This is a genomic window from Variovorax paradoxus (assembly GCF_030811855.1).
Classification (GTDB): Bacteria; Pseudomonadota; Gammaproteobacteria; order Burkholderiales; family Burkholderiaceae_C; genus Variovorax; species Variovorax paradoxus_L.
The window spans coordinates 69,772-89,928 of record NZ_JAUSRN010000003.1 but is presented as its reverse complement, the minus strand read 5'-3'; the positions used below and the strand labels follow the sequence as shown (position 1 = coordinate 89,928).

Annotated in this window: 21 protein-coding genes; 10 read left to right on the top strand and 11 right to left on the bottom strand. The window is 65.6% G+C overall.

What is annotated here, in order from left to right; translation table 11 throughout:
• Positions 1-20 precede the first annotated feature (20 nt).
• The 5 genes from J2X92_RS08340 to J2X92_RS08320 form a co-directional block, all read right to left on the bottom strand.
• Positions 21-2,342: a methyl-accepting chemotaxis protein gene (locus tag J2X92_RS08340; protein ID WP_307574885.1), complete on the bottom strand. Its 2,322-nt coding sequence runs from the start codon at positions 2,340-2,342 to the stop codon at positions 21-23.
• Positions 2,343-2,384: 42 nt separating this feature from the next.
• On the bottom strand, positions 2,385-2,918 hold the full coding sequence (locus J2X92_RS08335; protein WP_307574883.1) for a chemotaxis protein CheW: 534 nt from the start codon (positions 2,916-2,918) through the stop codon (positions 2,385-2,387).
• A 19-nt stretch (positions 2,919-2,937) separates the two neighbouring features.
• Positions 2,938-3,303 carry a response regulator gene (locus J2X92_RS08330; RefSeq protein ID WP_307574882.1) on the bottom strand — a complete coding sequence of 122 codons (366 nt, stop codon included), beginning with the start codon at positions 3,301-3,303 and terminating at the stop codon, positions 2,938-2,940.
• Positions 3,303-3,701, bottom strand: a complete 399-nt coding sequence (locus tag J2X92_RS08325) for a response regulator (protein ID WP_307575286.1) — start codon at positions 3,699-3,701, stop codon at positions 3,303-3,305. Before J2X92_RS08325 ends, J2X92_RS08330 begins: the two co-directional genes overlap by 1 nt.
• Positions 3,702-3,782: 81 nt before the next feature.
• Positions 3,783-3,953 (bottom strand): rubredoxin, encoded by a 171-nt coding sequence (locus J2X92_RS08320; protein ID WP_007838397.1) that lies wholly within the window; start codon positions 3,951-3,953, stop codon positions 3,783-3,785.
• 111 nt (positions 3,954-4,064) lie between these two features.
• On the opposite strand from J2X92_RS08320, the gene thiD reads away from it, so the two are divergent.
• On the top strand, positions 4,065-5,030 hold the full coding sequence (thiD, locus tag J2X92_RS08315; RefSeq protein ID WP_307574880.1) for a bifunctional hydroxymethylpyrimidine kinase/phosphomethylpyrimidine kinase: 966 nt from the start codon (positions 4,065-4,067) through the stop codon (positions 5,028-5,030).
• A complete protein-coding gene (gene hemL, locus J2X92_RS08310; RefSeq protein WP_307574878.1) occupies positions 5,030-6,325 on the top strand; it encodes a glutamate-1-semialdehyde 2,1-aminomutase in 1,296 nt (431 codons plus the stop codon). Before thiD ends, hemL begins: the two co-directional genes overlap by 1 nt.
• Before the next feature lie 24 nt (positions 6,326-6,349).
• Here the strand turns inward: hemL and purH are convergent, their stop codons facing one another.
• Genes purH through dusB form a run of 3 tightly spaced genes read right to left on the bottom strand, consistent with a single transcriptional unit; the run spans position 6,350 to position 9,292 of the window.
• Complete coding sequence (gene purH / locus J2X92_RS08305) at positions 6,350-7,957, bottom strand: bifunctional phosphoribosylaminoimidazolecarboxamide formyltransferase/IMP cyclohydrolase (protein WP_307574876.1); 1,608 nt, start codon at positions 7,955-7,957, stop codon at positions 6,350-6,352.
• 16 nt (positions 7,958-7,973) lie between these two features.
• Positions 7,974-8,210: a Fis family transcriptional regulator gene (locus J2X92_RS08300; RefSeq protein ID WP_007838304.1), complete on the bottom strand. Its 237-nt coding sequence runs from the start codon at positions 8,208-8,210 to the stop codon at positions 7,974-7,976.
• Between the two features lie 23 nt (positions 8,211-8,233).
• A complete protein-coding gene (dusB, locus tag J2X92_RS08295; RefSeq protein ID WP_307574874.1) occupies positions 8,234-9,292 on the bottom strand; it encodes a tRNA dihydrouridine synthase DusB in 1,059 nt (352 codons plus the stop codon).
• Between the two features lie 180 nt (positions 9,293-9,472).
• Between dusB and J2X92_RS08290 the strand changes: the two genes are divergently transcribed.
• Positions 9,473-9,943, top strand: coding sequence for a YqaA family protein (locus J2X92_RS08290; RefSeq protein WP_055808356.1), 471 nt, complete (start codon positions 9,473-9,475; stop codon positions 9,941-9,943).
• A 16-nt stretch (positions 9,944-9,959) separates the two neighbouring features.
• Here J2X92_RS08290 and J2X92_RS08285 read toward each other — a convergent pair whose 3' ends face one another.
• On the bottom strand, positions 9,960-10,634 hold the full coding sequence (locus tag J2X92_RS08285) for a glutathione S-transferase (protein ID WP_307574873.1): 675 nt from the start codon (positions 10,632-10,634) through the stop codon (positions 9,960-9,962).
• Positions 10,635-10,642: 8 nt separating this feature from the next.
• Positions 10,643-11,734, bottom strand: coding sequence for a redox-regulated ATPase YchF (gene ychF / locus J2X92_RS08280; protein WP_307574872.1), 1,092 nt, complete (start codon positions 11,732-11,734; stop codon positions 10,643-10,645).
• 206 nt (positions 11,735-11,940) lie between these two features.
• On the opposite strand from ychF, the gene J2X92_RS08275 reads away from it, so the two are divergent.
• The 6 genes from J2X92_RS08275 to rbsD are packed head-to-tail and all read left to right on the top strand — an operon-like array spanning position 11,941 to position 18,030.
• On the top strand, positions 11,941-12,897 hold the full coding sequence (locus J2X92_RS08275; protein ID WP_307574871.1) for a sugar ABC transporter substrate-binding protein: 957 nt from the start codon (positions 11,941-11,943) through the stop codon (positions 12,895-12,897).
• Between the two features lie 48 nt (positions 12,898-12,945).
• Complete coding sequence (locus J2X92_RS08270; RefSeq protein WP_307575285.1) at positions 12,946-14,565, top strand: sugar ABC transporter ATP-binding protein; 1,620 nt, start codon at positions 12,946-12,948, stop codon at positions 14,563-14,565.
• Positions 14,562-15,557 carry an ABC transporter permease gene (locus tag J2X92_RS08265; protein WP_307574870.1) on the top strand — a complete coding sequence of 332 codons (996 nt, stop codon included), beginning with the start codon at positions 14,562-14,564 and terminating at the stop codon, positions 15,555-15,557. Before J2X92_RS08270 ends, J2X92_RS08265 begins: the two co-directional genes overlap by 4 nt.
• 24 nt (positions 15,558-15,581) lie before the next feature.
• Positions 15,582-16,676 (top strand): LacI family DNA-binding transcriptional regulator, encoded by a 1,095-nt coding sequence (locus J2X92_RS08260; RefSeq protein WP_307574868.1) that lies wholly within the window; start codon positions 15,582-15,584, stop codon positions 16,674-16,676.
• Complete coding sequence (gene rbsK / locus J2X92_RS08255) at positions 16,673-17,641, top strand: ribokinase (RefSeq protein ID WP_307574866.1); 969 nt, start codon at positions 16,673-16,675, stop codon at positions 17,639-17,641. The genes J2X92_RS08260 and rbsK overlap by 4 nt, the downstream gene beginning before the upstream one ends.
• On the top strand, positions 17,638-18,030 hold the full coding sequence (rbsD, locus tag J2X92_RS08250) for a D-ribose pyranase (protein WP_307574864.1): 393 nt from the start codon (positions 17,638-17,640) through the stop codon (positions 18,028-18,030). Before rbsK ends, rbsD begins: the two co-directional genes overlap by 4 nt.
• Before the next feature lie 19 nt (positions 18,031-18,049).
• Here rbsD and J2X92_RS08245 read toward each other — a convergent pair whose 3' ends face one another.
• Positions 18,050-18,931 (bottom strand): MOSC domain-containing protein, encoded by an 882-nt coding sequence (locus J2X92_RS08245; protein WP_307574863.1) that lies wholly within the window; start codon positions 18,929-18,931, stop codon positions 18,050-18,052.
• Positions 18,932-19,005: 74 nt separating this feature from the next.
• Here J2X92_RS08245 and J2X92_RS08240 point away from each other — a divergent pair, with 74 nt between their 5' ends.
• On the top strand, positions 19,006-20,145 hold the full coding sequence (locus J2X92_RS08240; RefSeq protein WP_307574862.1) for an FAD-dependent monooxygenase: 1,140 nt from the start codon (positions 19,006-19,008) through the stop codon (positions 20,143-20,145).
• Positions 20,146-20,157 lie beyond the last annotated feature (12 nt).

The following is a 20,157-nucleotide window of genomic DNA, read 5'->3' as shown; positions in this document are numbered from 1 at the left end:
CTCGCCGTTCTTAACTTTTGTCAGGCAATCTTGAATCGGGCGACCGAGCGGCGCAGTTCTTCCGCCATCTGCGAAAGCTCACGCACCTGCTGGGCCGTGGTACGGGTACCTTCACCGGTCTGCTCGGTCACCGCAAAAATGTGCTGGATGTTGGCAGCCACCACGTTGGCCGAATCGGCTTCGCGGGACGCGGACTGCGAGATCTGCTCGATGAGGTCCGCAAGGCGGCGCGACACGCGGTCGATCTCGGTCAGGGCGGTACCTGCATTGTCGGACAGCTTGGCCCCTTCGACCACACCCTGCGTGGAGCGCTCCATGGCGCCCACGGCATCCTGCGTGTCGGTCTGAATGGCCTTCACCAGCGCCGAGATCTGGCGCGTGGCGTCTGCGGAACGTTCAGCCAGCCGCTGCACTTCTTCCGCCACCACCGAGAAGCCGCGACCGGCTTCACCGGCCGATGCGGCCTGGATGGCGGCGTTCAGTGCCAGCACGTTGGTCTGTTCGGTAATGTCCGAGATCAGTTCGGTGATTTCACCGATCTCCTGCGAGGATTCGCCCAGGCGCTTGATGCGCTTGGAGGTTTCCTGGATCTGGTCGCGGATGGAGTTCATACCGCCGATGGCGTTCTGCACGGCCTGCAGACCCGAGGACGCAGCTTGCAGCGACTGGCGCGCCACCGTGGCGGACTCTTGCGCTTGCGTGGACACGCCGTTGATTCGCTCGGCCATGGTCAGCACCGACTGGCCGGTTTCGCGAATTTCGCGCAGCTGTTCGGTCGAAGCGGCCAGCAGTTCGGTCGAGGTGCTTTCCACCTGCGACGTCGTCTGCGCCACGCGGGTTGCCGTGTTCTGCACGTTGCCCACCAGCAAACGCAGTTCTTCCACCGTGTAGTTCACCGAGTCGGCAATGGCGCCGGTGATGTCCTCGGTCACGGTGGCTTCCTGCGTCAGGTCGCCTTCGGCCACTGTCTGCAGTTCGTTCATCAGCCGAAGAATGGCGGCCTGGTTGGCGTTGTTGACGCGGCCGGCCTCATCGCTGGCCTGCTCGGCCGCAAGACGTTCGCGTTCGGCGACGGCTGCGCGTTCACGGCCTTCGCGCACCTGCACGAAACCGATGGCGCCGGCAAGTGCCAGGGCGGCCAGCGAGAGCACGAACAGCATCACGATCGTTCCGGCGCCCAGGCCAGTGCGGGCGGACAGCTTGTCTTGCAGCTCGCCGAGCGACTTACGCAGGGGCTCGCTGTCGGTCAAGATGGAAGCCTGCGCTTCGCGCGCAGCCACCAGGCCCTGAAGGTTGCCCAGAATGGCGGAAGCCTGCGTCCGCATCTGCTCGTAGGTCTTGAGAATGGCTTCGAGCTGCTGGCGCGTTTGCGGGTCCTTCGAGCCGGGGAAACGCTGCTGCGCATTGCCGTCGAGCAGGCCGCGCGTAGTTTCCTGGAAGGTGTTCAAGTCCTTGCCGAGCAGGAACACGGCGTCGGGGTTCACGCCTTCGACAGTGAAGAATTCGTTGGTCGACTTGCCGATGCGCTGGGTCAGCATCACGAGCTGGCCGGCGGCCGAGATTTCAGGCAGCGTGGCGTTCTGCTGCATCTTGAGAGATGCCACGGTTTCCGTCATTTCGAGCAGCGCGGACGACTGCTGGTTGATGTCGCGCAAGGCGGCACCCACCTGGGTCAGGATCTGGCGCTGGGCCAGCACGGCCTTGGCGCTGGCATCGGCACGGGCGACCAGCGGATTGATCTTGGCCATGTCCTCGTCGTACTGGTTGCCCACACGTTCGAGGCGCAGGGCATCGTCGCCGTTGGTGAGGCCTTGCACGCGGCGCGAGAGGTCGTCGGCGCTGTCCTTCACTTCGACGAACGCGGGCGCGCTGCCGACGAGAGCCTGCGAGATCGACTTTGCAAGCCGCTGCGACTGCATCAGCGACTGGCCGGTGGCGGCCACTTGCTGCGCGAGGCGCTCGGCGCGAAGAATCGCGGAGCCGGCCACCAGCAACAGCAGCAGCACCACGACCGCCAGCATGATCGCCAGGATTCGCTGCTGGCGCGCGGGGCTGGAGCCCCCTCGCCCCGCGGGGGCCTGCGCCTGGGCTTCGGCCGATGCGGCGTCGGCCTCGTTGGCGGCCTCGCCGATCAGCGTGGCGCCGTCGGCAAAGCCGGTGGGCGGTGGCGCGTCGGGCGTGTGGCCTTGTTTTCGGGCCAGGCGAACGGTCTTCTCGTCCGGCACCTGCACCGTGTCGACATCGTCGAGCGATATGGTGGAACCGGAGCCATCGACACGGGCGTTGTCGTTGCCACTGTTCGCGGGCAGTAATTTCTTGAACTTGTCAGCGATCGAGCTCACGGTCGGTCCTTCAGGTGGTTGTCTTGTGGCTGTGCGGATGCACTAGGCGCCAATACTCAAAAACTGGGGTTGCTGCGAGAGTGCCTGCAGGTTGATTTCCTGCCAGCGCTCACCCGCCGCATCGGTGTAAAGATGCCCAAGCCAGGCAGGTGCTTCTGCGCCCGGAGGTTCCGCGGCCGTGAAGGCCTCGGCCCCTCGCAACCCCGCCAGTCGGTCGACCAGCAAAGCGCAGTTGACTTCGAGCAGCTCGTTGAACGCAACGAGCCGCGATTGCATGCGGGCCGCCTCGGTGGCCGCGAGGCCATCGGACTTGCCCGAGGCGAATGCCGACAGCTGCACCACGCCGTAAAGGCCGCCGCGCAGGTTGGCAACGCCGAGGAACCAGGGTTCCGTGTAGGGCACAGGCTGGGGCGGCGTCCAGGGGAAGATTTCGCCCGCATGGCCCAGTGGAAAGAGGTACTTGCCCTCGCCCGCCTCTACCGCGAGCCACGTGGCGGCAACGCCGGTCGTGCGGGCAGCCTGCAGGCGGCTTGCAAGCCGGGACTGGAAGGCTCGAAGAGCGTCGCGATTCGCCATGGACTCGGCTGTCTTCCGTTCAGGCCAGCGCGCTGATCTTGGACATCAGCTCGGCCGTGTTGACCGGCTTCACGATGTAGTCGCGGGCGCCCTGTCGCATGCCCCAGACGCGATCGGTTTCCTGGTTCTTGCTGGTGCACAGGATGATCGGGATGGCGGCGTACTGCGGGTCGCGGGCAATGGCGCGCGTGAGCTGGAAGCCGTTCTGGCCGGGCATGACGACGTCCATGAGGATCAGGTCGGGCTGATCCTCTTCGAGACGGCGCATGGCGTCTTCGGCGTTTTCGGCGGTCTTGACGGCAAAGCCGTTCTTCTGGAGCAGGTCGGACAGGAACATCAGTTCCGTCTTGGAGTCGTCGACGACGAGGATTTTTCGAATGGGCATTACTGCACTTCCTGTTGAACGATGCCAAACTGCTGCACGGCCTGCAGCAGCTGGTCTTTGGTGAAAGGTTTGGTCAGGTAGTCTTGCGATCCGACCATGCGGCCGCGGGCCTTGTCGAAGACGCCGTCTTTCGAGGAAAGCATCACCACCGGAACGTTGGCGAACTGAGCGTTGCGCTTGATGATGGCGCAGGTCTGGTAGCCATCCAGGCGCGGCATGAGGATGTCGCAGAAAATGAGGTGCGGCTTGTGGTCGTTGACCTTCGAGAGCGCGTCGAAGCCGTCCTCCGCAAGAAGAACCTCGTGTCCGCCTTGCTTCAGAAATATTTCGGCACTGCGCCGGATCGTATTGCTGTCATCGATGACAAGCACCTTGTAACCTGATCCATTCGGCCCCATTGCACACACTCCTGCTGAGATGAGACTTGGATGCCCGCCGCACCGTACATCGGCGCAGATCGCGTAGCCCTATGCCATGCTTCAGATTTCAACCATTTCGAAGTCTTCCTTGCGTGCACCGCACTCAGGACAGGTCCAGTTCATCGGGACATCGGCCCAGGCCGTGCCTGCCGCAATCCCGTCTTCCGGTACACCCACCGCTTCGTCATAGATCCACCCACAAATCAGGCACATCCAAGTTTTCGTATTCATCGGAGCTTAAAGTCCTTGTTCATTAAATGCAACGAGTGTATCTATGCGTATCTCACTGGCGGGCGGTAAACGTCGCGCCTATGCCACCATTGAGGCGATTTCGGCCCGCGTATGACCATTTACTTACATTCCGCAGACAACACCCGCAAACCGGGCAATCTTAACGACCCTCCGCCGGAGGCCGAAGAAGTGGCCGAACGGGACCTGAATCCGCCCTGCGTGCTGGTATTCAATGCCAGCGATCCCAGCGGCGCGGGCGGCCTGGGGGCCGATGCGCTGGCCATGGCGTCGGTGGGCGCACACATGCTGCCAGTGGTCACGGGCGCCTACGCACGCGACACGGCCGAGATATTCGACCATTTCGCCTTCGACGAGGAAGCCATTGCCGAGCAGGCGCGCGCCATCCTCGAAGACGTGGAAGTCCAGCTCATCAAGGTGGGTTTCGTCGGCAGCCCCGACGCCCTGAGCACCATCGCCGAGACCGCCTCCGACTATCCGGAGGTGCCGCTGGTGGCGTACATGCCCAATCTCTCGTGGTGGGACGAGAACCTGATCGAGCCCTATCTCGACGCTTTTCGAGAGTTACTTTTGCCCCAGACCACAGTGTTGGTTGGAAACCACAGCACCCTCTGGCGATGGCTGCTTCCCGACTGGAGCGGCGAGCGTCCGCCCGGTGCGCGGGACATCGCCAAGGCTGCCGGCGAGTTCGGCGTGCCCTACACGCTGGTGACCGGCATGGTGCTGCCCGACCAGTTCATCGACAACGTGCTGGCATCACCGCAGTCAGTGCTTGCCAACGAAAAATACGAGCGACTCGAGGCCGTCTTTGCTGGCGCTGGCGACACTTTGTCAGCCGCGCTGGCCGCCCTGCTGGCAAGCGGCACCGACCTGGTGGCAGCCACCACCGAGGCCCTGGCGTACATGGACCGCTGCCTGGACGCGGGCTTTCGGCCCGGCATGGGCCACGTGCTTCCGGACCGCCTGTTCTGGGCCGAGCCGGAAGACGAAGAAGACGACGATGAAGACCCCGGCGCTCCCCCCGACTTTGCCCTGCCCCCTCACGACACCAGACATTGATGCCAAACGCTGATCAAAACGACATTCTTTTCGAGCGCGCCCGCGCCGTCATTCCCGGCGGCGTCAATTCACCGGTTCGCGCCTTCAAGGCCGTGGGCGGCACGCCGCGCTTCATCCGCCGTGCCGAGGGCGCCTACTTCTGGGACGCCAACGACAAGCGCTACATCGACTACATCGGCTCCTGGGGGCCCATGATTCTGGGCCACGGCCATCCGGCCGTGGTCGAGGCGGTGCAGAAGGCCGTGCTGGAAGGCTTTTCGTACGGCGCACCGACCGAGCGCGAGATCGAACTGGCGGAAGCCATCCTCGCCCTTGTGCCGTCGATGGAGATGGTGCGGCTGGTGAGCTCGGGCACCGAAGCCGCCATGAGCGCGCTGCGCCTCGCACGCGGAGCCACTGGCCGCAAGCACATCATCAAGTTCGAAGGCTGCTACCACGGCCACGCCGATGCGCTGCTGGTGAAGGCGGGCTCCGGCCTCGCCACCTTCGGCCATCCCACCTCGGCCGGCGTGCCGCCCGAGGTCACGCAGCACACGCTGGTGCTCGAGTACAACAACATCGCGCAGCTCGAGGAGGCCTTTGCGCTGCACGGCAACGACATCGCCTGCCTGATGATCGAGGCGATTGCCGGCAACATGAACTTCGTGCGCGCGACGCCCGAATTCGCCAAACGCTGCCGCGACCTTTGTACGCAGCATGGCGCACTGCTGGTGTTCGACGAAGTGATGACTGGCTTTAGGGTCGGCCTGCACGGCGCGCAAGGCGTGCTGGGCATCACGCCCGACCTCACGGTGCTCGGCAAGGTCATCGGCGGCGGTATGCCGCTCGCGGCCTTCGGCGGCCCGCGCGCCATCATGGAACAGCTCGCGCCGCTCGGGCCGGTCTACCAGGCCGGTACGCTTTCGGGCAACCCGGTGGCCACGGCCTGCGGTTTGGCAACGCTGAAGGAAATCGCCAAGCCCGGCTTCTATGAAGCGCTGTCGAAGAAAACGCAGTCGTTGGTCGAAGGCCTCAAGGCTGCCGCCGCGGCCGAAGGCCAGCCCTTCAACGCCGATAGCGAGGGCGGCATGCTCGGCTTCTTCCTGATGAACGAATTGCCGCAGAACTACGCCACGGTGATGACCACAGACAACGCGAAATTCAACGCGCTGTTCCACGGCCTGCTGGACCGCGGCGTGTACATCGCGCCGGCGCTTTACGAAGCAGGCTTCGTGAGCGCCGCGCACAGCGATGAAGACATCGCCGCCACCATCGAAGCCGCAAGGCAGATCTTCAAGGCCTCGCAGCCTCGTTGATCCGATCGCCTGCGGGCGCGAGTGTCAGTGGCGGAAGTGGCGCACGCCCGACAGCACCATGACCACGCCGCGCTCGTCGGCGGCGTCGATCACTTCCTGGTCGCGCATCGAGCCACCCGGCTGAATGACGCAGCTCGCGCCGGCATCGACCACCACGTCGAGTCCGTCGCGGAACGGGAAGAAGGCATCGCTGGCCACCGCGGTGCCTTTCAGCGACAGGCCCGCATGCTCGGCCTTGATGCTCGCGATGCGCGCTGAATCGAGGCGGCTCATCTGGCCCGCGCCCACGCCCATGGTCATGCCCCCGGCGCAGAACACGATGGCGTTGCTCTTCACGTACTTTGCAACCTTCCATGCGAACAGCAGGTCTTGCAGCTGCTCGGGCGTGGGTTGCTTCTTGCTCACCACCTTGAGGTCGCTGGCCGAAAGCTCGTGGTTGTCGGCGGTCTGCATCAGGAGGCCCGAGCCGACGCGCTTCACGTCGATCGCGTTGCGGCCGTTGTCCCAATCAGTGGCACCGCCTTTGGGCAATGCGATCTCGAGCACGCGCACGTTGAGCTTGGCCTTGGTCGCCTGGAACACCTCCAGCGCCTCAGGCGTGTAGCCCGGTGCCATCAGCACTTCGACGAACTGCTTGGCAATGGCCTGCGCGGTTTCGCCGTCAACCGGACGATTGAAGGCGATGATGCCGCCGAAGGCCGAGGTCGGATCGGTCTTGAAGGCCTTGCCGTAGGCTTCGGCCGCATCCTTGCCAACAGCCACGCCGCAGGGGTTGGCATGCTTCACGATCACGCAGGCCGGCACGTCGAAGCTCTTCACGCATTCCCATGCGGCGTCGGCATCGGCGATGTTGTTGTAGCTGAGTTCCTTGCCCTGCAGCTGCTTTGCGGACACGAGTGAGCCGGGCGCCGGATACAGGTCGCGATAGAACGCGGCCTGCTGATGCGGGTTCTCGCCATAGCGCAAATCTTGCACCTTCACGAAGCGGCCGTTGCTTTGCGCCGGGAACAGCGAACGCGTAGGCGCAGGCTGGCCGATGCTGGCGTCGAAGTCGATGGCCGAGAGGTAGTCGCTGATGGCGCCGTCGTAGTCGGCAATGCGGTTGAACGCAGCCACGGAGAAAGCGAACTTGGTCTTGTCGCTGAGCTTGCCGCCGGCCTGGAGCTCCGCCAATGCCAGGGGGTACTGCGAGGCGTCGGTCAGCACGCCCACGTCCTTCCAGTTCTTGGCCGCGCTGCGCACCATGGCCGGGCCGCCGATGTCGATGTTCTCGATGGCGTCCTCGAGCGTGCAACCGGCCTTGGCCACTGTGGCTTCGAACGGGTAAAGATTGACCACAAGCAGGTCGATGGTGTCGATGCCGTGTTCCTTGATGGCCGCAACGTGCGCCGGCAGGTCGCGCCGCGCGAGCAGGCCGCCATGGATCTTGGGATGCAGCGTCTTCACGCGGCCGTCGAGCATTTCAGGAAAACCGGTGTGGTCGGCCACTTCGGTCACGGGCAGGCCGGCGTCGGCCAGCAGCTTGGCGGTGCCGCCGGTGGACAGCAGCTTGATGCCAAGGCCATGCAGCGCTTGCGCGAATTCGAGGATGCCGGTTTTGTCGGAGACGGAGATGAGTGCGGTCTGGGCCATGGAATATGCCGTGGAGTTATTTCAAAAGTTTGTGTTCAACCAGCTTCTTGCGAAGCGTGTTGCGATTCAGGCCCAACCATTGCGCAGCCTTCGACTGGTTGCCCTCGGCACGCGTCATCACGACGTCGAGCAGAGGCTTCTCGACCACCCGCACGAGCATCTCGTACATGCCGTCGGGCTCGGTGCCGCGCAAATCGCGAAAGTAGCTGTCCAGACTGGTGCGAACGCAGTCCTCGATGTGTTTCTTGCTCATGCTTTTTCTTCTCTTCTTCTCTCTCAATCAGCGGCGCAGGCCGCCTCCTCTTCACCTGACAGCTCTTCGGCCGCCTGGTGTACGGGCATGCGGTCCATGCGGTCCGCCAACCCGTCGAAATAATCGCTGACCGCACGCAGTTGCGCGGCCGAGTCTTCGATGGCGTTCATCTGAGCGCGGAAGGCTTCGCCATCCGGCAGCGTACGCACATACCAGCCAATGTGCTTGCGCGCCGTGCGCACGCCGCTGAACTCGCCGTAGAGCGCGTAGTGCTCCACGAGGTGGTCGAGCAGCAGGCGGCGAACTTCGGCGACCAGGGGCGGTGCAAGGTGCGTGCCGGTATCCAGGAAATGCGCGATTTCGCGAAAGATCCAGGGCCGGCCCTGCGCTGCGCGGCCGATCATCACCGCGTCGGCGCCAGTGGCCGCGAGCACGTCGCGCGCCTTCTCGGGCGAGCGGATGTCGCCATTGGCCACCACGGGCACGCGCACTGCGGCCTTCACGGCGGCAATGGTGTTGTACTCAGCATTGCCCTTGTAGCCCTGCTCGCGCGTGCGCCCGTGCACGGTGAGCATCTGCACGCCCGCCGATTCGAAATCGCGCGCGAGCTTCACCGCGTTGCGGTGCTCTTCGCTCCAGCCGGTGCGCATCTTGAGCGTGACCGGCACGTTGAAGGGCTGGGCCGCATCGACCACGGCGCGCACGATCTCGAGTGCCAGAGGCTCGTCGCGCATCAGCGCGGAGCCGGCCCACTTGTTGCAGACCTTCTTGGCCGGGCAACCCATGTTGATGTCGATGATCTGCGCGCCGCGCTCTATGTTGTAGACCGTGGCCTCGGCCATCATGGCCGCATCGGTGCCGGCAATTTGCACCGCGATGGGGCCGGGCTCGCCATCATGATTGGCGCGGCGCGATGTCTTGAGCGTGTTCCACAGTTCCTTGCGCGAGGTCACCATCTCGCTGACCGCGTAGCCCGCGCCGAGCTCGCGGCACAGCATGCGGAAGGGCCGGTCCGTCACGCCGGCCATGGGCGCGACGAACAGCCGGTTCTTCAGCGTGTGGGTGCCGATTTGCAAGGTCATGGGAGAAAAGTGTCGCGCGTTCGGCTGCTGAAAAATGAGGCACGATTGTAGCCACGCGCCGTTTTGTCGGCTGAAACGATTTGCGCCCGGGGTACCGGCGCAAACACCCTTGTGCACGGCGCTTTTTCTGACCGTGATTTGAAAGCGCGCTGCCTATACTGCGTCGACTCATTTCACCTTATGCAAGCCTGGCTCGACGCTCTTCTCGCACTGCTCGCACTTCCGCAGTTCGGACTTTCCACGCTGTTCATTGCGGCTTTCGTCTCGGCCACGCTGTTGCCGGTGGGCTCCGAGCCCATTCTTTTCGGCCTGCTCAAGCTCAACCCCGAGATGTTCTGGTCGGCCATTGCGGTGGCCACCGTGGGCAACACGCTAGGCGGCGCGGTCGACTGGTGGATAGGCTATGGCGCGCACAAGGTGGCCGACAAATACTCGCACTCGAAACATCATGTGCGCGTATTGGGCTGGCTGGAACGGCTTGGCCCGAAGGCCTGCCTGTTGAGCTGGCTGCCGATCGTGGGCGATCCGCTGTGCGCGGTGGCGGGCTGGCTCAAGCTGCCCTTCTGGCCATGCCTCGGCTACATGGCAATCGGAAAATTCCTGCGCTACGTCACCATGACGGTCGCGCTGCTCTACGTGTTTCCGTCGTGATGCAGTTGCTGCTGTTTCAACTTAGCAGGCCGTAAGGGCCGCCGCGTTCCAGTGCGCGCTGGTAGGCCGGGCGCGCATGAATGCGCTCGAGGTAGGCCATCAGCCGGGGCCGCTTCGCATCGAGGCCGCCACGCGCCTGCGCGGCTTCGACCGGGAAGCTCATCTGAATGTCGGCGCCCGTGAATTCATTGCCGGCAAACCACTCGCTCTTGCCGAGCTCGGCTTCCATGAAGTTCAGGTGGCTCTCGATGTTCGGCGTGACGATGGCCGCCTTGGCCTTGCCGGCAATCATCCTGGCGATCGGCTTCGCGAAGAATGGCATCTTGCCGTTCTCGATCTTGTCGAACACCAGCTTGAGCAGCAAGGGCGACATGGCCGAGCCTTCTGCGAAATGCAGCCAGTAGCGAAAGCGCACGGCCTCCGGCGTGCCCGGCGCTGGCGCCAGTTGGCCGTTGCCATGGCGCTCGATCAGCGTCTCGATCACCGCGCCCGATTCCGCCAACGCAAGCCCGTCGTCCGTCGTCACCACTGGCGACTTGCCAAGCGGATGAACGGCCCGCAGCGAAGCGGGCGCCAACATGGTTTGCGGATCGCGCTGGTAATGGACGATTTCGTAGGGCAGCGCGAGTTCTTCGAGCAGCCAGAGCACGCGCTGGGAACGCGAGTTGTTGAGGTGGTGGACGGTAAGCATGCGAGGCTTCACGAGCTGAAAAGGAAGTTCATCACGTCGCCATCCTTGACGACGTATTCCTTGCCTTCCGAACGCATCTTGCCCGCGTCCTTCGCGCCCTGTTCGCCCTTGTAGGCGATGTAGTCCTCGAAGGCGATGGTCTGGGCGCGGATGTAGCCCTTTTCGAAATCGCCGTGGATCACGCCGGCCGCCTGGGGGCCGGTATCGCCGATGTGGATGGTCCAGGCGCGCACTTCCTTCACGCCGGCCGTGAAGTAGGTCTGCAGGCCAAGGAGCTTGAAGGCCGCGCGGATCAGGCGGTTGAGGCCCGGCTCGTCCTGGCCGATTTCGGCAAGGAACATCTTCTTGTCTTCGTCATCCATCTCGGCCAGGTCGGCTTCGATCTTGGCGCAGATGGCGACCACGGGCGCGCCCTGCTTGGCGGCGTATTCGCGCAGGCGATCCAGGTACGGGTTGTTCTCGAAGCCGTCTTCCGCCACGTTGCCCACGAACATCGCGGGCTTGGCGGTGATGAGCGTGAACGACTTCACCAGCGGCTGCTCTTCCTTCGTGAACTCGAGCGCGCGCACCGGCGTGTTCTCGTTCAGCGCGGCCTGGCAGCGCTCGAGCAGGGCGACGAGCTTTTGTGCGTCCTTGTCGCCGGATCGCGCCACCTTGGTGTGGCGGTGCAAGGCCTTCTCGACCGTGGCCAGGTCGGCCAGGCAGAGTTCGGTCTGGATCACTTCGATGTCAGAGATGGGATCGACCTTGCCGGCCACGTGGATCACGTTCTCGTCGTCGAAGCAGCGCACCACGTTCACCGTGGCGTCGGTTTCGCGGATGTGCGCAAGAAACTTGTTGCCCAGGCCCTCGCCCGTGCTGGCACCGGCCACCAGGCCGGCAATGTCGACGAACTCGACGATGGCAGGCACCACGCGCTCGGGCTTCACGATCTCGCTGAGCTGCGCGAGACGCGGATCGGGCACTTCCACCACGCCCACGTTGGGCTCGATGGTGCAGAACGGATAGTTTTCCGCTGCGATGCCGGCCTTGGTCAACGCATTGAAAAGAGTGGATTTACCGACGTTGGGCAGGCCGACGATGCCGCATTGCAAACTCATGGGGGGTCCTCTTGGGTAACCGGCGATTTTAAGGGACGCGGTTTGGGAACGCGGTTTAGCTGGCTGGGGTGGGGCTCTTGATGCGGAAAACGTGCTCAGGGTAAAACCGGATTAGCAAACGTTTGCGCAAACGTTTTCGTTGGTTAACATCGGCATCCCCGGCAAGAGACCGGCGCACCGCTCAACCCTCTCAGGAGACAACACCCATGAAGTTCACCCGCCGTACGCTGCAGAGTGCAGCCGCCCTGACGCTGCTGGGCGCCCTTGCCGCCTCGCCCGCCCTCGCGCAGGAGAAGCCCAAGGTCGCGCTGGTCATGAAGTCGCTCGCCAACGAATTCTTCCGCACGATGGAAGACGGCGCCAAGGCGCACCAGAAGGCGCATGCCTCGGAGTACACCCTGGTGGCCAACGGCATCAAGGACGAGACCGACACGGCCGCCCAGATCAAGATGGTCGAGCAGATGATGGCGCAGAAGATCAACGCGCTGGTCATCGCGCCGGCCGATTCGAAGGCGCTGGTGCCGGTGGTCAAGGCCGCCATCGACCGCGGCATCCTGGTGGTCAACATCGACAATCAGTTCGACACCGCCGCGCTCAAGGAAAAGGCCATTCAGGTGCCTTTTGTCGGTCCCGACAACCGCGCCGGCGCCAAGCTGGTCGGCGACGAGTTGGCCAAGAGCCTGAAGGCGGGCGACAAGGTCGGCATCATCGAAGGCGTTTCGACGACCTTCAATGCACAGCAGCGCACCCTCGGCTACCAGGATGCGATGAAGGCCGCCGGCGTGACGGTAGTGGGCGTGCAGTCGGGCCAATGGGAAATCGACAAGGGCAACACCGTGGCCGCCGGCATGATGCGCGAGCACCCCGACCTCAAGGCTCTGCTCGCGGGCAACGACAGCATGGCGCTCGGCGCGGTCGCTGCCGTCAAGGCCGCGGGCAAGACCGGCAAGGTGCTGGTGGTGGGCTACGACAACATCGGCGCCATCAAGCCGATGCTGAATGATGGCCGCGTTCTTGCCACGGCCGACCAGTTCGCGGCCAAGCAGGCGGTGTTCGGCATCGAGACCGCGCTCAAGGCGCTGGCCGAGAAGAAGCCCCAGTCGAGCATGCCCGCCGAAGTGAAGACCGACGTGGTGCTGGTCACCAAGTCATCGCCCAAGTAAGCCCCTGAAGAAGAAAAAGAGCCGACGTTGAACGCATCCGCCGTCGTCATGAATACAGGTCTTGCCGCCCCCGTGCTCACTCTGGGCGGGCTAGGCAAGGACTATGCGGCGCCGGTGCTCGACGATGTTTCGCTGGTGCTGAACGCCGGCGAAGTGCTCGCGCTCACGGGCGAGAACGGCGCCGGCAAGAGCACGCTGTCGAAAATTGTCTGCGGGCTGGTGCAACCGACGCGCGGGCAGATGGTGCTCGACGGCGTGCCGTTCCAGCCCGCATCGCGCCGCGACGCCGAACGCCTGGGAGTGCGCATGGTCATGCAGGAGCTGGGGCTGGTCACCACGCTGTCGGTGGCCGAGAACCTGCTGCTCGACCGGCTGCCCAACCAGATCGGCTGGATCCGCCGCGGCAGATTGCATGAGCTGGCCGCGCGCCAGCTCGCGAAGATCGGCATGCAGAACATCGACCCGGCCACGCCCGTGGCGCGGCTTGGCATCGGCCAGCAGCAGATGGTCGAGATTGCGCGCAACCTGCAGGACGACACGCGCGTGCTGGTGCTGGACGAACCCACCGCCATGCTCACGCCGCGCGAGACCTCGCATCTCTTCGAGCAGATCGAACTGCTGAAGGCGCGTGGTGTGGCCATCGTCTACGTGTCGCACCGCCTTGAAGAGCTGCAGCGCATTGCGGACCGCGTGGCGGTGCTGCGCGACGGCCGCCTGGTGGACGTGCGCGCCATGGCCGGCGTGCGTGAATCCGAGCTGGTTCAACGCATGGTGGGCCGTGCGGTGCACGAGCACGAAGGGCGCGACCGCCGCGTGGCGGGCCCGGTGCTGCTGAGCGCGCGCGGCATCGGCCGCGCACAGGTCGTGCGGGATGTCGACATCGACCTGCGCGCAGGCGAAGTCATGGGCCTGGCTGGCCTGGTTGGCTCCGGCCGGACCGAACTCGTGCGGTTGCTGTTCGGCGCCGACCGCGCCGACCGCGGTGAAATTCTTCTCTACGACGGCGCATCCAACGCGCAGCCGGTGCAGCGGGCCCGCAAGGGCTGGCGCTCGCCGATGCAGGCAATCCGCGCAGGCATCGGTCTGGTCACCGAAGACCGCAAATCGCAGGGGCTGTTGCTTGCGCAATCGATCCGCGTCAACGCCACGCTGAGCGACCTGGGCGCGATCTCTCGCGCGGGCTGGCTCCAGCGCGCCAGGGAGCGCGGCATTGCGCGGCGCCTGGTCGAACTGCTGCGCATCCGCTCGCGCAGCATCGAGCAACCGGTTGCCACGCTGAGCGGCGGCAACCAGCAGAAGGTGGTGTTCGCACGCTGGCTGCATCGCGAATGCAACGTGCTGCTGCTCGACGAACCCACGCGCGGCGTGGACGTGGGCGCGCGTGCCGATCTCTATACCGAGCTCGACCGCATGACCGATGCTGGCAAGGCGCTCTTGATGGTGTCGAGCGACCTGCGCGAGCTGATGGCCATGTGCGACCGCATCGGCGTGATGAGCGCCGGCCGGCTGGTCGCGGTGTTCGAGCGCGGCCAGTGGAGCGAGCAATCGCTGCTCGCCGCGGCATTCACCGACGCGGCAGGACGCACCGCCGCCGCGACGACCCCGATGGCGGGTTCCGCCGTTTCCGATTCGAATCCGGCCCAAGCGGCCATCGCCGAGACACCATGAACGCAGCCGCTGCTACTTCCGCCACGACATCCGCTCCGCCCTCCGCTTTCAAGGGCCAGCTGGGCACCTACCTTGGCTTGACCGTCGTACTCGTGGGCATGATCGCGCTCTTTGGCGCGCTGAGCGAATACTTCTTCACGCGCGAAACCTTCATCTCCATTGCCAACGAAATTCCGGCGCTCGCGGTGATGGCGGTCGGCATGACCTTCGTCCTGATCATTGCGGGCATCGATCTTTCGGTGGGCTCGGTGCTTGCGCTCAGCGCAGCGGTGACGGCCGCAGCCATCCTCCAGTGGAAGCTCTCGGTGCCGGCCGCTGCCGCGCTGGGCCTTGCCACGGGTCTGGTATGCGGCACCGTGACGGGTGCCGTCTCGGTCGCATGGCGGCTGCCGAGCTTCATCGTCTCGCTGGGCATGCTCGAAGCGGTGCGCGGCGGTGCCTACCTGGTAACCGATTCGCGCACGCAGTACGTGGGCGACGCCATCTCGGGCCTTGCGGCGCCATGGGTCGGCGGCATCTCCGCGGCTTTCGTGCTGGCGGTGGTGCTGGTGGCCGTCGGCCAGCTGGTGCTCACGCGCACGGTCTTCGGCCGGCACGTGGTGGGCATCGGCACCAACGAAGAAGCCATGCGGCTCGCGGGCATCGATCCGCGGCCGATCCGCATCATCGTGTTTGCCGCCACGGGCCTCCTGGCCGGGCTGGCGGGGCTGATGCAGTCGGCACGGCTCGAAGCGGCCGACCCCAATGCCGGCGTCGGCATCGAGCTGCAGGTGATCGCAGCCGTGGTGATCGGCGGCACCAGCCTCATGGGCGGACGCGGCTCGGTGGTCAACACCTTCTTTGGCGTGCTGATCATCGCGGTGCTCGAGGCCGGTCTCGCGCAGGTGGGTGCCAGCGAGCCGAGCAAACGCATCATCACCGGCGCGGTGATCGTGGTTGCGGTGATCATCGACACCTTGCGCCAGCGTCGTGCGGACCGCCGTCTGGCCTGAAGCTGCAAACAAGGGGAACACACCATGGCCACCATCAAGGACGTCGCGCTGCGCGCGGGGGTTTCGGTTACCACCGTCTCGCATGTGGTCAACGACACGCGCCATGTGAGCGCCAAGGGGCGCGAGCGCGTGGAAGAGGCGATCCGCGAACTCGGCTACGTGCCCAACGCGATGGCGCGCAGTCTGAAGAGCAACACGACGTCGACGCTCGGCATGCTGATTCCGAACAGCTCGAACCCCTACTTCGCCGAGATCGTGCGCATTGTGGAAGACCGCTGCTTTGGTGCCGGCTACACGCTGGTGCTGTGCAACACCGACGACGAGCCCCGCCGCCAGAGCGTGTACCTGCAGGTGCTGGCCGAGCGCCGCATCGACGGATTGATCGTGGTGTCGACCGGTGCCGGCGACGACGACTCGCTCGTCACGCAACTGCACGGCCTGCGCATTCCCACCGTGCTGGTCGACCGCGAGATTGCCGACCCGGCCTGCGACCTGGTGGAAACGGCCCACATGCAGGGCGGCCTTCTCGCGGTGCGCCACCTGCTGTCGCTCGGCCACAAGCGCATTGCCTGCATCGGCGGACCGGTGGGCGTGATGCCGAGCGAGCAACGCATCGAGGGCTGGCGCATGGCGCTGGCCGAAGGTGGCGTGACACCGAATGCAGACACGCTGCTGTGGCGCGGCGGCTTCACGAGCCAAGGCGGGTACGAGGCGATGCACGCCATCCTGCGCACCGAGCAGGCGCCCTCGGCCGTGTTCGTCTGCAACGACCTGATGGCCATCGGCGCCCTGCGCGCTGCGCATGAAAGCGGCGTGCACGTGCCCGATGACCTTTCGATCGTCGGCTTCGACGACATCGAACTCTCGGCCTACACCAGCCCGCCGCTCACCACCGTGGCGCAGCCCAAGGAACGCATCGGCGCGCTGGCGGTCGACATGCTGCTGGAGCGCGTGGGCGGCAAGCGGCGCGATGCACGCAAGGTGGTGCTGCAGCCCGAGCTGCGCGTGCGCGCCTCGACCGCGCGCCATGCGAGCTTCCGCGAAGCCGCCGCACCTTCCGCTCCTTCTTCTGCGTCCGAACCTTCGTCCCAGGAAAACCGAAAGTCCCGCGCCCCGTGAGTTCAAAGCCTCTTTCTTCTTCCAACGCCGGCGAGCCGCCGCGCATCGTGGTGCTCGGTAGCCTCAACATGGACATCGTGCTGCGCGTGCCGCATGCGCCGGCCGCGGGCGAAACCCTGCTGGGCCGTTCGATCGCGCACATTCCCGGTGGCAAGGGCGCCAACCAGGCCGTGAGCTGCGCGCGCGAAGGCGGCCGGGTGGCCATGATCGGCTGCGTCGGCAACGACGCGCATGGGCGGGCACTGCGTGAAGCGCTCACTCAGGACGGCATCGACACCGCCGCGCTGCGCACCGCCAGCGCCGAACCCACGGGCACGGCGCTGATCCTGGTGGAAGACAGCGGCCAGAACCGCATCGTGATAGTCCCCGGCGCCAATGCGCAGATCGAGATCGACGAGGCTGCGCTGCGGCAGCACCTGCAGGGCGCGGCCTTCCTGGTGACGCAGTTCGAAACGCCGATGGACCAGGTGACGCGCGCCATCTCGGTGGCACATGGCGCAGGCTGCAAGGTGCTGCTCAACCCGTCGCCCGTGCAACCCATCGCCGAGCCGCTGTGGCCACGCATCGACACGCTGGTCGTCAATGAGATCGAGGCCCACGCGCTGTGCGGTCAGGCGGCCGACAGCCCGCAGGAAGCAGCACTGGCCGGCCAGGCCCTGCGCGCCAAGGGCATTGCGCGCGTGGTTGTTACGCTGGGCGCGCGCGGCGCGGTGGCCATCGATGCAAATGGCGCGCGCCACCATCCAGCGCCCAAAGTGCAGGCAGTCGACACCACCGCTGCCGGCGATACCTTCCTGGGCGCGCTGGCGGTTGCACTCGGCGAAGGTCAGCCATTCGACGAAGCCGTTCGCCTGGGCATTCGAGCGGCTGCGCTGTGCATCCAGCAACCCGGCGCCCAACCCTCCATTCCACAGCGCGATGCCGTGCTGCAGAGCCCCATGCCTCCCGACTGGATCGCGCTGTGAAACGTACCGCCTTGCTCAACTCCGACCTCTCGCAGGTCATCGCCTCGATGGGCCATGGCGACGTGCTGGTGATCGGCGATGCCGGCTTGCCGATTCCCGACGGACCGCGGCGCATCGACCTGGCCGTGACGCGCGGCGTGCCGCTGCTCACCGACGTGTTGCAGGCCGTGCTGTCCGAGATGCAGGTCGAAGGCGTGGTGGTGGCCGACGAGGCGCTGAGCGGCGCAAAAGCCCTGCCCGCCTGGTATCCGCAGTCGCTCGGCATCGCTCCGAAGACTGTTTCGCACGAGGAGTTCAAGCGCCGCAGCGCAACGGCGCGCGCCATCGTGCGAACCGGCGAATGCACCCCTTACGCCAACATCATGCTGATTGCTGGCGTGAGCTTCTGAGGCGCCGCGCCTTTCCCGCCTATTCGAAGCGGTAGTTTGCGCCCACGGCCTGCCCGACCTTGAGCATGTGCTCCACGCCCTTCAGCACGACGCAGTTCATGCCGAAGGTGATGCGCCCGTCGACGCGCGCATCGGCGCGGTAGGTGCGCAGCATGTCGCCGACCTCGGGGCTGCTCACGGCCGTGGCCGGGTCGATGTCGGGAACCGGGCAGCGGGTGCAAGGCTTGACCGGCTTGAGCTCGGCCTCGCCTTCGTTCGTCGTGACGTGCAGCGCATCGACCCGGTCCTCGTCGTGCGACTCGATACCGGCCAGCACGATGTTCGGCCGGAAGCGCTCGATGCCGACCGCGTCGTGGCCCGCGGCGGCCAGCCGCTCGTTGAGTTCGGCCAGCGAGCCCTCGCTGGCCACCAGCAGCGGATAGCCGTCGGAGAACTGGTTCTCCGCCTCCACGCCGCCGGTCCATTGCAGATTCGACAGGCGCTTTTGCTCGGGATCGAAGCGCACCAGCCGCAGTGCCTGCGGCTTGCCCGGCTCGGACAGGAAGTCGCTGAACCACTGGGCGGCAATGTCGCCCATGTCGTAGGCGGCCACTTCGTCTTTCCAGACGCGAACGCGCACCGGCTCCTCGACCCGGTCGAATGCCAGGTGCAGGGCCAGCATCCCCGGCGCGCGGAGCACGACTTCCATGTGCTTCATCTGCGGCCGGATGAGCGCCATGCGGGGCAGCTGCCGCTGGGTGACGAACTCGCCCTTTGCGTCGACCACCATCCAGGCGCGGTCGAACTCCAGGCCGGTTTCGGTCAGCAGCGCCTCGGGGAGCTCGACCCCAGCGCACGATTTGACGGGGTAGACGAACAGGCGCGCAATGGTCGCTAGGAGGTCGAAAACTGGCTGTGGCACGTGGGGTTCCTTGGAATTCGGCAGCGATTGTCCCGCATCGTCCTGGTGGTGGGCAGAGTTCTTACAATGGCCCGATGGCCCTTTCCCCTGAAGTTTGCATACGCGGCGCCGGCATCGTCGGCCGCACGTTGGCCCTGCTGCTGGCGCGCGAGCGCGTGCGGGTTGCGCTGGTGGTTCCGCCCGCCGCGGCCGCCAAGGAAGACATCCGGGCCTATGCGCTCAACACCGCCTCTCGCACCCTGCTCGAATCGCTGCGTGCCTGGCCCGATGCGGCGCATGCCACGCCCGTGCGCGAAATGCTCGTGAACGGCGACGAAGGCGGACGCGTGCAGTTCAGCGCCGTGCGCCAGAAGGTCGACGCACTCGCCTGGATCGTCGACGTGCCGGCGCTCGAGCAGCAGCTGGCCGATGCCGTCCGCTTCCAGCCCCAGGTCGAGGTGGTGTCCGAACCCGTTGCCGCGCCGCTCACGGTGGTGTGCGAGGGCAAGGCCAGCGCCACGCGCGACGCGCTCGGCGTGAGCTACGCCGTCACCCGTTATCCGCAGCACGCGATTGCGGCGCGGCTCGAAGCGGCGCAGTCGCACGACGGCGTTGCGCACCAGTGGTTCAACGACAAGGGCGAGGTGCTCGCGCTGCTGCCGATGGGCGGCCTGCAGAGCCGTTCGGTCGCGCTGGTGTGGTCCGTCGACCAGCTTCGCGCCCCCGCGCTGCTGGCGCAGAGTGCCGATGAATTCAACGCAGCCGTGAGCGAAGCCAGCCACGGCGTGCTGGGCCCGCTTCAGCTCACGAGCGAGCGCGCCGCCTGGCCGCTGTCGCGCGCCATCGCCGACCGCTGGACGGGCACCATGCCGCAGATCAAGGGTACAGCTCAATCGCAAACCTGGGCGCTGGCCGGCGATGCCGCGCACACGGTGCATCCACTTGCGGGTCAGGGCCTCAACCTGGGCCTCGCCGACGCAGCCATGCTGGCCGACGTCATCAAGCAGCGCGAATACTGGCGCAGCGTGGGCGACCCGCGTCTGCTGCGACGCTACGAGCGTGCGCGCCGCGCCGACGTGCTTCAGATGAGCCTCGCTACCGACGGCCTGCAGCAACTTTTTTCGCACAGCATGGGTCCGCTGCCTGCGCTGCGCAACTGGGGCATGCGCGGCTTCGACCGCACGCGCCTCCTCAAGCATTGGATCGCCAACCAGGCGATGGGCTTGAAGGCTTGAATCCATCGACCG